Here is a 12841-nt window from a genome sequence, read left to right on the forward strand (position 1 = left end):
TTATTTATAAACATAATACATAATCGTTTATTGTTTGTCAATGATTAACAATTTAATTGTAATAGATAGAATAGATAGGAGTAATTATGTTAAAGCGATTCAAAATGCAGAAGATGTGGAAATCAGGTGAAGATCAAGTAAATGAAGTGAAGGGTGCAATTAACTATGCACAAAAGAATGACAATATTCATCCAGCAATAATTCCGTTTGCAGCTCATCTAGTTCATAATGAACAGCCAGAAGTTTATACAATTTTGATGGAGCAATTTTTAAGGAAAACACAAAAAAGGCGCTAAAATAGCGCCTTTTTTTAGTCCTTAATCTGAATTTGATAATCTTCAAACCAAGTATGAATTTGCGCTAAATAGGCGAGAAGCTGTGGGCCGGCCATTAATTGCCCAAACCAAGGGACTTTAAATGAAGTACCACCAGATTCTATTAGGCTATCTAGACGTTTCCGTTCAAAGAATTCATGTAGGATTGAGTTTTTATCTTGGAGAATTTCTTTAAGCCATTGTTGGACACCAGCTGTGTAAGCAGGGTGATATGTTTTTGGATACGGATTCTTTTGTCGATAGAGCACTTCTTTTGGCAAAAGCTCTTCCATTGCCTTTCGCAAAAGGCCTTTTTCCATATTACCTGTTGATTTCATTTCCCAGGGAATATTCCACATATATTCAACGAGGCGATGGTCTGCAAACGGAACTCGCACTTCAAGACCCGCACCCATACTCATACGGTCCTTGCGCTCTAATAATGTCGTCATAAACCAAATCATGTTGAGATAGAACAATTCACGTCGTTTTGCGTCTTCTGGTGCTTCTCCGTCAAGTCGAGGTGTTTCGGCAATTGATACTTCATAGGCATTTTGCATATAGTCTGGGATATTAAGCTTTTGCTGCCACTCAGTGCGTAGAACAGATTCGCGTTCATCAATTGATCGAATCCATGGGAAGCTGGAGAAAGACTGTTTAAACCAAGGATAACCTCCAAATATTTCATCTGCACATTCACCTGACAAACCAACAGTGAAGTTTTTTTTAACTACTTTTGCAAACCATAATAATGATGAGTCCACATCAGCCATACCTGGAACATCACGTACGTGCACTGCTTCTTTCAGATAATCAATGAGCTCTTGTTGTGTAATTATTTCTGAATGATGTACGGTTTTAAACGTTTCGGTCATTTTTTGAATCCAGAAGGCATCTGTGGAGACTTGAAAATCATTCGATTCAAAAAACTTAGCATTATCTTCGTAATCGATGGAATAGGTATGAAGAGCTTCTTTACCATCTTTTTTATATTTATTTGCTGCTATTGCTGTAATAATACTGGAATCTAATCCTCCTGATAAGAAAGTACATAGGGGAACATCGGAAACGAGTTGTCGCTCCACTGCATCTGTCACAAGGTCACGCACATTGGTCACGGTCTGTTCAAAGGAATCTGTATGCTCTGAACTTTTAACATTCCAGTATCGCCAAATACGAACACCGCTTTTCGTAAAAGTAAGCGCGTGAGCAGGACGTAATTCATGTATATTGTTGAATATTCCTTTGCCTGGAGTACGAGAAGGTCCCAGACTAAAAACATCAGCGAGTCCATCGTGTTTAATGATTGGTTGAATATCTGGGTGTGCAAGTAGAGCTTTTATTTCAGAGCCAAATAATAAGCCACTGTTTTGTTCTGTATAAAAGAGTGGTTTTACGCCAAGTCGATCTCGCGCAATGAAGAGCTTTTCAGAATTATCATCCCAAATAGCAAAGGCGAAGATTCCATTTAGATGATCGACACATTGTTCCTGCCATTCAATATAGCTTATCAGTAAAACTTCAGTATCTGAATTAGATGAAAAGTGGTAGCCGCGCTTTTGTAGTTCACGACGTAATTCGTCTGTATTATAGAGTTCTCCATTATAGGCCATTGTGTAGTTAGTGCCGTTTTTTGAGCGGGTCATTGGTTGCTCGCCACCACTTGGATCGATGACGATGAGCCTTTGATGTCCAAATGCTGCATGTGTTTCAGTCCAAATATTTTCTGCATCTGGGCCACGTTTTTTTAATGTTTTAGTCATGGTATGTAAAACATTTTGTTGCAATCGCAAATCCTTTTTGAAATTTACCCATCCTGTGATACCACACATCATTTCACATCCTCTGCTTCTAGTCGTTACATAATGTATGCAAACTGGGCGGAGGATGTGCGTGTGTTATTGTACTTTTTCTTTCATATGTTCAATATGCTTTGCACCCCACGCTTGCATTGTTGTTAAAATAGGCTGGAGTGTCATCCCATATTCTGTGATTTGATATTCTACTTTTGGAGGTACTTGTGGATATACCGTACGTGTTAGGATATCTTGTTCTTCTAATTCACGTAGATGCATTGTGAGCATTCGTTGAGTGATATCTGGAATGAGTTTTTTTAATTCATTAAATCTAAGTGCTTCGCCACGTAATAAGTGATCTAAAATAATAGGTTTCCATTTGCCGACAATCATGTTTAGGGCAACGACCATTTGGCATTGACTCGGATTTTTTTGTCCGTTTAACATGTGTAACCTCCCATTAGTATCCTTTTTGATACTATGTTTAATTAATGTGCCTACTTACAATTAGTAACTAGATACATCATAATTGAATTTGGTTAAGAAATATACATTAATTGGAGGATTTAAAGTGACTAAAAAAGATTTTGCAACAGCTGTAGAGGAACGTCGTAGCATATATGTAATTAATAATGAAGCAATCGTATCTGATGAACGTATTCAAGAAATTGTTGAACATGCAATAAAACATACCCCATCTTCATTTAATTCTCAAACAGCTCGTGCAGTTGTTTTGTTAGGTGAGCAACATTCAAAATTATGGAGCATCACGACTGAAACTTTGCGCCAAGTTGTACCGGCTAATGATTTTTCACCGACTGAAGAAAAAATGAACATGTTCGGTGCAGGTTATGGTACTGTGCTATTTTTTGAAGACCAATCTATTGTAAAAGGCTTGCAAGAGAAATTCCCTTCATATGCTGATAACTTCCCAATTTGGTCTTTACAATCATCAGGTATGGTGCAATATGTAGTATGGACTGCATTAGAACAAGAAGGTTTTGGTGCCTCATTACAACATTACAATCCATTAATTGATGATGAAGTGAGAAGCGAGTGGAATATTCCTTTAGATTGGAAATTACTTGCTGAAATGCCTTTTGGTAAACCGGTTGTTGCAGCTGGGGAAAAACAATTTTCCCCTGTTGAAGACCGAGTGAAAGTCTTTAAATAAATTATAGATTTTAAAGCTGCTCCTAATTACGAATTCGGAGCAGCTTTTTTGTTGTTTATGCGAATAAAGTAATCTATAAAAGTTCTACTCAATTAATTAGAAATTTCCCCTTTGGCGTGATATCTGAAAATCAGTTAATATAGAGTAGTTGTAGTTTAATATGAAAGGAAGTAGATTATGAGTCAAAATCGTAATCAAAATATAGAAGAGATTAGTACAGCTAAATTGATGTGGCAACTTACTCGCCCACATACATTAACAGCGACATTCGTACCAGTCATTCTAGGGACAGTGCTTGCTGTGTTTGATGTAAGAATAGACTTGCTATTATTTATAGCAATGCTTGTGTGCTGTTTAGCACTACAGATTGCAACAAATTTATTCAATGAATACTATGATTTCAAACGTGGATTAGATACAGCTGATTCTGTAGGGATTGGTGGTGCCCTTGTACGCCACGGTACTAAACCTTCTACAGTACTAGCTTTTGCACTAGCGTTATATGGAGTTGCTGTAGTACTTGGTATTTTTATTTGTATGAATAGTAGTTGGTGGCTTGTTGCAATAGGTGCAGTAGGAATGGCAATCGGTTATTTATATACAGGTGGACCATACCCAATAGCGTATACACCGCTTGGGGAACTGTTTGCAGGTCTTAGTATGGGGATTGGATTTGTATTAATTTCATACTTTATACAAGCTGGAACAGTTAGTATGACAAGTTTATTAGTGTCGATTCCACTAGGGATATTAGTTGGGGGCATTAATATGTCGAACAACATACGTGACATTAAGGAAGATACAATTGGTGGGCGTAAAACATTAGCTATTTTACTTGGACGTGAAAAGGCTGTGAATTTACTAGCGGTTTCATTTGTCGTGTCCTATGTATGGATAATTATACTTGTTATTATTGGTACGGTTAGTCCATGGTTACTTGTTGTATTTATAAGTATTCCGAAACCAATACAGGCAATTAAGGCATTTAAAGAGGGTGTAAATGATCCAGCTAAGCAGGGGATTGCAATGAAATCCACTGCACTGACGAATACATTCTTTGGATTTTTATTATCGGTAGGACTAGTTTTAAGTTACTTATCCTAAATTAAAAACTGTCTAACAATCAAGTGAGATTGTTGACAGTTTTTTTTGTGGGTATATTTAGTACTTTTTTAATTGATGGGCAAACTTTGTTTCCTTTAGGCGAACTGCGATAATGCAACCAAACAAAGCTCCACTAACGCTTGATACAAGAAAAGCAGGCATAAAGAATAGAGCAGTAAATGAAGTGCCCATTAAAATTTTGGCATATGGTACTGCCAACAATGAAGCGAGTATACCAGTACCAACAGCTTCTCCAACAGCTGCTAGCCATACTTTACCGTAATGCTTGTAGAGCATACCCGCTAAAAAAGCTCCAATCATACCACCAGGAAATGCGAGTAATGAACCAGTGCCGGTTATTAGCCGAACAAGTCCAGTAAGAAATGCAATTAGAACAGCGGAGCCAGGTCCTAGCATTACAGCAGCTAGGACATTTATAGCATGTTGAATAGGATAAGCACGTGCAATACCTGTTGGAAATGATACAAAAACAGATCCTGCAACGGCAATAGCGACAAACATGGCTATTGCCGTTTTGCGTGAAGTCATGTAATCTTCGCCACCTGTTGTAAGACATGTAGTAATTGTCGTGTGGCTACAAATGGTTCATTATGTGTTGCGATAGCAGAGATGAGCGAAACACCATCTGCCCCTGCTCTGATAACAGTTTGACAATTATCAATTGTAATACCACCAATACCAACAATAGGTAAGGAGGGATAAGTAGCAGCTGTTTGTTCAATTAAAGTTGTACCAGCAGGGGAATTAGCATCCGGCTTGGAGGTAGTAGCGAAAACTGGTCCAATACCAACGTAATCAGCACCTGCATTTATTGCAGCAGTCACCTCTGTTAATGAATGAGTGGAAACACCTAGAATTTTATTTAGACCGATCTTTTCGCGTACTGTATTAGCACTAGCATCATCTTGGCCGACGTGCACACCATCTGCATCTAGAGCGATTGCTAAATTTACATCGTCATTGATAATGAAAGGTAAATGATATTTTTTACACAGGGCTTGGCATGCTTTAGCAAAATTTAATTTATCTTCCCCGGTGAGTGCATTTTCTCCTTTTTCTCTGAATTGAAAGAGGGTAATGCCACCACGAAGAGCTTCTTCTAAAACAACGAGCGGATCGTGTTCTTCGACATTTTGACTCCCCATAATGAAATATAATTGAAGTTGTTCTCTATTCAATGATCATAACTTCCTTTCGGGCCTTTTCTGAAAGTTTACGATAGGCCCAATGATTTGTCGGTCCATGACCAGTGCCCAATTGTAGTCCATTCGCTATAGCGGCCTGTATAAAATATTTCGCATCGATTACTGCATCTGAAGCGGTGAAACCTTGTGCCAAACGAGCTGCAATAGCGGCTGAGAATGTACAACCTGTACCGTGTGTATCTTTCGTGTCGATTCTTTCAGAACGCATAATGAATCGTTCACCTTTTGCTGATAAAAATAAATCCTCCGCATAATCTTTTGTATCGCGGTGCCCACCTTTTAAGACAACGGCTTTAGCACCCATTGTAATTAGCCGATTTGCAGCATTCTCTACATCACTATCTGATCTAATTGTTAAACCTGTGAGTACTTCAGCTTCAGGAATATTAGGTGTAATAATGGTTGCGAGTGGTAGTAGCTCATTTTTCATCGAGTGAACAGCTTCATTTAATAGAAGTGATGCCCCGCCTTTTGCAATCATGACTGGATCAATGACGAGCATTGGAAGGTCATAACTTTTTAATGTTTTAGCTACTCCGTGGATAATTTCTGCTGAAAAGAGCATCCCAGTTTTAATAGCTCCTACTTTAAAGTCATCAAGGACAGCTTTGATTTGGCTGACTACATTGTTAACTTCTAAGGCATAAACGTCGTGAACACCTAGTGTATTTTGTGAAGTCACTGCTGTGATTGCAGACGTACCAAATGCACCAAGCTCTTGAAATGTTTTTAAATCGGCTTGGATACCTGCTCCACCACCACTATCGGAACCTGCGATTGTCATAGCAACACTTGTCATATTTGAATATCCTCTTTTTCTACAATTTTCATATTGTCACGTAAATCTTCTGAAGTAAGAGAATATAAACTGTTAATCATTTCAACTGCAAATGTGCCCGGAGCATTGGCTGTTTTTGCAGCCCTTTCTCCAATTTGTTTGTAAAATGAGAGAGCATTGGCTGTTGCTTGCAAATGATGGCCTTCTGAAACAGTAAGAAATGCACCTGTCACCGCGCTAAGCAAGCACCCGGAGCCTGTAATTAGTGGCATTAAGTCATGCCCACCATCTATTTGAATTGTCGTTTGGCCATCGGTTACGGAATCTTCAACACCAGTGACTGCAACAATACAGTTAAGCCGTTTAGCAACTTGTTTAGCAGTCAGTTGTACATCTATTTGACCTTCACCAGCATCAGCTCCCCTTGATTGCCATTCGATATTACCGAGTGTAGCAAGTTCACCTACATTACAGCGGATAGCCGTCACCTGGACTTCCTTTAAAATGGTTGTCACGGAGTTCCTGCGAAACTCACTAGCACCTACGCCAACTGGGTCAAGAACAACGGGAATACCTTTTTTGTTGGCACTTTTACCGGCCTCAATGATGGATAAAACAGTTCCTTGATCAAGAGTACCGATGTTAAGAACTGTACAGTCTGCTAGAGCAGCCATGTCAGCTACTTCCTCGATTCCCTCTGCCATCATAGGGGAAGCACCTAGAGCGAGGAGACCATTAGCTTGGAAATTGGCAACAACGATATTGGCAATATTGTGGACTAGCGGTTTTTTGACACGTAACTTTTCAAGAAAATGTTGTTGACCCATTATTTAGTCAACTCCTTTTCGTAATGTCCAATTGTCCATTGTTGTTTCGTCCATGCCATTTCCCAGAAATGCCATTCATAATAACTACTTTTACGGAAATGTTCTTTTAGTTGTTGAATACGTGCAGGAGGTAAGTCTTCGGCAAGTTCATTCATGCGATTAATTTGTTCTTCTACTAATTCTCCGAACCACTCAGAACCATATGTTTGAATCCATTTATCATAAATAGGGTGATTAGGTTTTGAATCTTTTAGGCGTTCACCGATTTCATAATAAAGCCAGTAGCAAGGAAGTATTGCAGCAAGAGTATCTGCTAAATCACCATTGTTTGCAGAACGATACATATGAGATACATATTCATATGCTGTCGGTGCAGGCTCAAATGCCGTAAGCTCTTCATCTGTAATTTCTAACATAGTAAAAAATTGCTCATGAAGTGACAATTCTGCAATGCATGTTGATTCAGCATGTTTGGCAAAACGTTGTGTAGTATGTAAATCATTTGCCTTTACTGCTCCTAGTGCTTGCACCTTTGCAAAGTGGGTTAAATAATATGCATCTTGTTGTACGTAATATTGGAAAATATCAAGAGGCAAAGTACCTGCTGCTAATGATTTTACAAACGGATGTTGAAAGCTACCTTCCCATAAATCATTACATTCTTGTCTTACTTCTTCACAAAATGTCATCTTTATGCACCCCAATTTCATTTTTTTGAAAACAAAAAGCCGCCCCTGATCTGTGTCAGTAGGCGGCGAGCAATCATTTTCAATAAAACAAAATAGACTGATAGCGCCACTTCCCTCCGCTGGTATGAGCCAGATCAGGTTCCAAGGGTCCGCAGTACTCTGCGTCTCAGCCAATTAATGACTCCCCTAGTGGTTAAAAAGCGATTTAGTTTTCAACATCAATATAACATAAAAATTGGAATTAGCAAGGTGTATTTAAACAAAGTAAATAGATTGTAATAAATGGCATTAAGCCATAGATATGAGCCAAATTCTATGTTAAGATACAAATTATCTGAATTTTATAGTGGGAAGCAAGGTGTTTAGATGGGCGCTACAGCAACAGTGAAAGGGCCAGAAGAGAAATTGAATTTATTCCATTTAACTTGGCCGATTTTTTTAGAAGTATTTTTATTTATGTTAATGGGGCTTGCTGATACATTTATGCTGAGTGCATTATCTGATGATGCGGTATCAGGAGTAGGAGCAGCCAATCAATATATTCATATAGCAATTTTAATTTTAGAAGTAATAGGAAACGGGGCATCGATTGTTGTTGCTCAATACTTAGGGTCTAAGCGTTATTTGGAGGCAGCCAAAATTTCAGCACTAGCCGTTTCCTTGAATTTAGTTATTGGGTTAATAATGAGTGTCGCTTTCGTGATTTTCTCGAAAAATATTATGATTGCGATGAATTTACAAGGTGATGTACTTGAGTACGCTAGTAAATATTTATTCATTGTTGGGGGAGCTATTTTCCTACAAGCAATCATCAACTCATTAGCAGCGATTATTCGTGTGCATGGTTGGACGAAACAGACGATGTATGTGTCACTTGGAATGAATATTTTTCACGTAATAGGGAACTATGTTTTGATTTTCGGTAAATTTGGCTTCCCTGAACTAGGAGTGCAAGGTGCGGCAATTTCATCGGTCGTCAGCCGTGTTTTAGCTCTACTAGTATTCTTCTGGCTATTGTATCAAGCGCTAGAGGTACGAATTAAATTTCAATACTACGTGTCGTTATCAAAAGAATACATCGGTAAGATTTTGCAAATTGGGCTTCCATCTGCATTTGAGCAGGTGATGTACCAAGGTTGTCAAATTGTCTTCTTATACTATGTGACGTATTTAGGTGCAGAATCACTAGCAGCTCGGCAATATGCTTATAATATTTCAATGTTCACCTATTTATTTGCCATAGCAATTGGTACAGGAACTGCTATTATGGTTGGCAGATACGTTGGTGCCAATGAAAAGGATGCAGCATATAAACAATTATGGGTTAGCATAAAATGGGCGATTATATTCACATTAGTGATGGTAGCAGTGGTCGTTATTTTCCGCTATCCATTGATGCGTCTATTTACTGATAATCCAGAGGTTATAAAAATTGGTGCGGCAGTGTTAGTGTGTAGTATTTTGTTAGAAACAGGACGTACATTTAATATTACGATTATTAATTCATTGCGTGCTTCAGGTGATGCAAAATATCCGTTAATCATTGGATTTTTCTCGATGGTTTGTATGAGCTTACCACTTGGTTATTTACTTGTATTCCAATTAGACATGGGTTTAATAGGTGTGTGGTTGGCAATTGCAGCAGATGAATGGTTCCGAGCTATTCTTGTTTTCTTTAGATGGAAAAGTCGCCGCTGGGAAAGATATGCTCTCGTTGCGCCTGACAAAACGAAATAAATTGATTAAATGTGAATTTTGTAAGTGATAAATTAGTAATTCTTGAGATTTTAATCGCTGATGGCATAAGTCATCAGTGATTTTTTTATTGTAAAAAGATTACTTACTGTTCGTAAGAATCCCTATTATCAACATGTTCATGCACGCCCCTTGATATTTTATCCTTAGCCAATCAACACTTTGTTTTGTATACTTGGTAAAGAAGATTAATGAACGAGGTGTTTGGCATGGCATTGCCGAGAAAAGTAGCGAGTGCTAATTATATGAGAGAGAATCAAGAGCTGTTTGCTTGTCCAATTTGTGGGGACGAGATGACGGTGACGGATGATTGTAGCGTTGTTTGTGATAATCGACATTCTTTCGATATTGCAAAACAAGGCTATGTAAATTTCATGACGCATGCTGCGACTTCAATGTATGGCAAAGATTTATTTGAAGCGCGTAAGCTGGTTATTGAAAGTGGATTGTATGCACCGATGCATACAGCGATTTGTGATTTACTAAAGCAGATGAATACTAATGTTGCCGTATTAGATACAGGTTGCGGAGAAGGATCGCATTTAGAAAGTATTAAAAATAAATTCCAGGAGCAGTCTGATAACCGTTTTGTTGGAGTAGGTATTGATATCGCAAAAGAAGGAATTATTGCAGCAGGACGGCATTATAATGACATGATTTGGTGTGTCGGTGATCTAGCAAAAAGTCCGTATCAACAAGCAAGTTTTAATGCAATATTAAATATTTTATCACCTGCTAATTACACTGAGTTTAAACGACTTTTGAAGCCGAATGGGTTGGTTATTAAAGTAGTACCACAAAGTGGATATTTACAGCAATTACGTGCTTTATTCTTTGCAGATTCTGAAAAGGAATCTTATTCAAATGAACTTACTGTCGAACGGTTCAAGGAGAATTTCCTTGAGGTTGAGGTAAAGCGCATTACGCAAACAATAGAAATAAATCAGGAACTGGTACCTTTATTAATGCATATGACACCAATGGGCTGGCATCAAAAAAATGAAGATGTAGCCGCCACAAATTTAACTGAAATTACGATTGATTTAGATATACTAATTGGGAAAATGTAAAACCGTCCTCCGCCTTTATTAGCGGGGGATATTTTTAATTAGAAACTTTTTCCTTATATTAGACGTAATAGTAAAGAAGGAGTGGTTGGATGTATTTAAAGATTGAAGCGCCACAGCGATGTATTTCTAGAGAAGCTGTAAAGGTTTGGCGTATGACTGAAACATTAACAAATACAGGGATTATAGCTGTTCTTGGAGTCCTCTACTATTTACATATTCACTTTGAGTGGAAAGAATGGATTGGATGGATTGTCTTAGCGCTTATAGTAGTAACTTTCTTGACTGCAATTTGGGAAATCTTATTTAAACCGAGTTTTATGCAAAAGTATTGGCGGTATGATGTAAATGAGGAATTTATTCAATTAAAGTACGGGGCTTTTAAAGAAGTTAATGAATTAGTTCCAATGACAAAGGTACAGTCTGTAGAATTAATTCAAGGGCCGTTAATGCGCAAATACGATTTGTATTCAATTCAGATTGGTACTATGGGAACAGAACATGTAATCCCTGCCGTTTCTGAGAAAGAGGCATTTGAATTACGGGATCAAATTGCGCATTATGCAAAAATTAAGGAAGTGGAATGATGACGCAACCATTGAAAAGATTGCATCCGCTTGTACTAATATTCGATCTGTATAAACTAGTTAAAAGTAATATAATCTTTTTTCTTTTTCTTTTTTTATTAAATATGGGTTCTGAAAAATGGTGGATTCAAACAGCGAAATGGATATTCTTGGGCTATGTTGTGATAATGCTTTTTTTAAGTATTGGTAAATGGATAACATATAGATATGTGATAAAGAATGATGCTTTCTATATTAAGTCGGGAATTTTTTCGAAAAGTGAGCGGACTATTCCATTTTTAAAAGTGCAGAATGTCCAACGCCAAACGACTGTTTTTCATAAAATTTTTAAAGTGACGTCATTAACTCTAGAAACAGCAACTGTTGGTGATGAAAGCTCCATTATATTTGACGTAATTTCTAGAGTAGAAGCAGAAAGTATAGAGAGCGCAGTTACAGAAACTCGTGAACAGAAGAAAATTATTGAACAATCATCAGTTGGGTTGTTTGAAGAGCAAGTTGTGGTTGTAGAACCAGAGAAGAATGATAAAAAAGTGATCCATTTTACACCGACAAAAAAGGATTTGGTGAAGGCGTCTTTTACTTCACTTAGTTTTTTAATTTTAATTCCAATCATTTTTAAATTGGATGATGTTATTAAGCTCGATGTATTTAGAGATGAAGTGACGAATGCTTTGAAATGGGGGTGGGCAATCTTAGCTGCTATATTAATCGGCGTACTACTTATTTCCATTGCGATTGGTATGGTTCATACCTTTATTAAGTATGGCAAGTATGAAATTTCATCGGATACTCAGAAGGTTTATATTAAAAAAGGTGTCTTAGATGAATCAATTTTTTCAATTCGCAAAGAGAAGATACAGGCTGTTGAGATTTCGCAATCTTTCATGAAGAGAATTCTCGGATTAGCTGAGGTAAAACTAATTAGCGCTGGAAACACTACAATTGGGGAGGTAGAGTCGAATACACTTTATCCATTTTTACCCGTGAGAAAGGCATATACATTGATAAGTGAGTTACTTCCAGATTATCAAGTAGTAGAAAGTATGCATGAATTGCCTAAAAGAGCATTTTGGATTCGTATGATTCGTCCAAGCTATATTTGGCTTATTGCAACTGCATTAATTTGGTATTTCAAGCCTTCATTGTGGTGGGTTTCTGTAGTATTACTTCTAATTATATATTCTTCACGCATATTAGATTATAAAAATAGCCGATATTTACTGAATCAGTCATTTATTCAAATGAAAACAGGTGGATTTTCTACCGTATTATTTATTACAAAGCGTAGTCAAGTTATTGAAGTGAAGACAGAACGGTCGAAGTTGCAACGGTACTTCAAGTTAGCTTCAATTAAAACGGTAAACCGAGCAAAACCAGTGCTACATAAGGAGCTTCTTGATGTGCCTCACGAGGCTGCATCTGAGTTTTACAGTTGGTATGTAGATAGAACCAAAGAAGTCAAAATACAATAAGTAGTTTTAATGTGCATAGAATGGGAATAATGGAAGCAGAGGTGAATGA

The 12841-nt window shown here is 37.6% G+C and carries 14 protein-coding genes and 1 riboswitch; of the genes, 7 read left to right on the forward strand and 7 right to left on the reverse strand.

Going from position 1 to position 12841, the window contains the following annotated elements; genetic code table 11:
• Positions 1-104 precede the first annotated feature (104 nt).
• Positions 105-296, forward strand: coding sequence for a hypothetical protein (locus AMD00_RS21655; protein ID WP_169786383.1), 192 nt, complete (start codon positions 105-107; stop codon positions 294-296).
• A gap of 14 nt (positions 297-310) precedes the next feature.
• Here AMD00_RS21655 and asnB read toward each other — a convergent pair whose 3' ends face one another.
• Both asnB and AMD00_RS21665 read right to left on the reverse strand, forming a co-directional pair.
• Positions 311-2146 carry an asparagine synthase (glutamine-hydrolyzing) gene (gene asnB / locus AMD00_RS21660; protein ID WP_053419080.1) on the reverse strand — a complete coding sequence of 612 codons (1836 nt, stop codon included), beginning with the start codon at positions 2144-2146 and terminating at the stop codon, positions 311-313.
• 66 nt (positions 2147-2212) lie between these two features.
• Positions 2213-2557, reverse strand: coding sequence for a winged helix-turn-helix transcriptional regulator (locus tag AMD00_RS21665; RefSeq protein WP_053419081.1), 345 nt, complete (start codon positions 2555-2557; stop codon positions 2213-2215).
• A 124-nt stretch (positions 2558-2681) separates the two neighbouring features.
• Here AMD00_RS21665 and AMD00_RS21670 point away from each other — a divergent pair, with 124 nt between their 5' ends.
• Both AMD00_RS21670 and AMD00_RS21675 read left to right on the forward strand, forming a co-directional pair.
• Positions 2682-3284, forward strand: coding sequence for a nitroreductase family protein (locus AMD00_RS21670; RefSeq protein ID WP_053419082.1), 603 nt, complete (start codon positions 2682-2684; stop codon positions 3282-3284).
• A gap of 177 nt (positions 3285-3461) precedes the next feature.
• Positions 3462-4388: a 1,4-dihydroxy-2-naphthoate polyprenyltransferase gene (locus AMD00_RS21675; protein ID WP_053419083.1), complete on the forward strand. Its 927-nt coding sequence runs from the start codon at positions 3462-3464 to the stop codon at positions 4386-4388.
• 57 nt (positions 4389-4445) lie between these two features.
• Here the strand turns inward: AMD00_RS21675 and thiW are convergent, their stop codons facing one another.
• Genes thiW through tenA form a run of 5 tightly spaced genes read right to left on the reverse strand, consistent with a single transcriptional unit; the run spans position 4446 to position 7908 of the window.
• Positions 4446-4937: an energy coupling factor transporter S component ThiW gene (thiW, locus tag AMD00_RS21680; RefSeq protein WP_053419084.1), complete on the reverse strand. Its 492-nt coding sequence runs from the start codon at positions 4935-4937 to the stop codon at positions 4446-4448.
• Positions 4934-5587 (reverse strand): thiamine phosphate synthase, encoded by a 654-nt coding sequence (gene thiE, locus AMD00_RS21685; protein ID WP_281173100.1) that lies wholly within the window; start codon positions 5585-5587, stop codon positions 4934-4936. Before thiE ends, thiW begins: the two co-directional genes overlap by 4 nt.
• The gene (gene thiD / locus AMD00_RS21690) at positions 5580-6413 is read right to left on the reverse strand and encodes a bifunctional hydroxymethylpyrimidine kinase/phosphomethylpyrimidine kinase (RefSeq protein ID WP_053419085.1); all 834 of its coding nucleotides are present in this window, start codon (positions 6411-6413) and stop codon (positions 5580-5582) included. The genes thiE and thiD overlap by 8 nt, the downstream gene beginning before the upstream one ends.
• Positions 6410-7219 carry a hydroxyethylthiazole kinase gene (gene thiM, locus AMD00_RS21695; RefSeq protein WP_053419086.1) on the reverse strand — a complete coding sequence of 270 codons (810 nt, stop codon included), beginning with the start codon at positions 7217-7219 and terminating at the stop codon, positions 6410-6412. The genes thiD and thiM overlap by 4 nt, the downstream gene beginning before the upstream one ends.
• Complete coding sequence (gene tenA, locus AMD00_RS21700; protein ID WP_053419228.1) at positions 7219-7908, reverse strand: thiaminase II; 690 nt, start codon at positions 7906-7908, stop codon at positions 7219-7221. Before tenA ends, thiM begins: the two co-directional genes overlap by 1 nt.
• A 94-nt stretch (positions 7909-8002) precedes the next feature.
• Positions 8003-8106, reverse strand: a riboswitch (TPP riboswitch).
• A 168-nt stretch (positions 8107-8274) separates the two neighbouring features.
• Here tenA and AMD00_RS21705 point away from each other — a divergent pair.
• From AMD00_RS21705 to AMD00_RS21720, 4 genes are all read left to right on the forward strand, one after another.
• Complete coding sequence (locus AMD00_RS21705; RefSeq protein WP_053419087.1) at positions 8275-9645, forward strand: MATE family efflux transporter; 1371 nt, start codon at positions 8275-8277, stop codon at positions 9643-9645.
• Positions 9646-9854: 209 nt separating this feature from the next.
• Positions 9855-10733 (forward strand): putative RNA methyltransferase, encoded by an 879-nt coding sequence (locus tag AMD00_RS21710; RefSeq protein ID WP_407701131.1) that lies wholly within the window; start codon positions 9855-9857, stop codon positions 10731-10733.
• Positions 10734-10822: 89 nt separating this feature from the next.
• Entirely contained in the window at positions 10823-11317 is a 495-nt protein-coding gene (locus tag AMD00_RS21715) for a PH domain-containing protein (RefSeq protein ID WP_053419089.1), read from the forward strand.
• Positions 11314-12792 carry a PH domain-containing protein gene (locus AMD00_RS21720; RefSeq protein WP_083446336.1) on the forward strand — a complete coding sequence of 493 codons (1479 nt, stop codon included), beginning with the start codon at positions 11314-11316 and terminating at the stop codon, positions 12790-12792. The genes AMD00_RS21715 and AMD00_RS21720 overlap by 4 nt, the downstream gene beginning before the upstream one ends.
• Positions 12793-12841 lie beyond the last annotated feature (49 nt).

It is taken from the genome of Viridibacillus arvi (assembly GCF_001274945.1).
Lineage (GTDB): Bacteria > Bacillota > Bacilli > Bacillales_A > Planococcaceae > Viridibacillus > Viridibacillus arvi.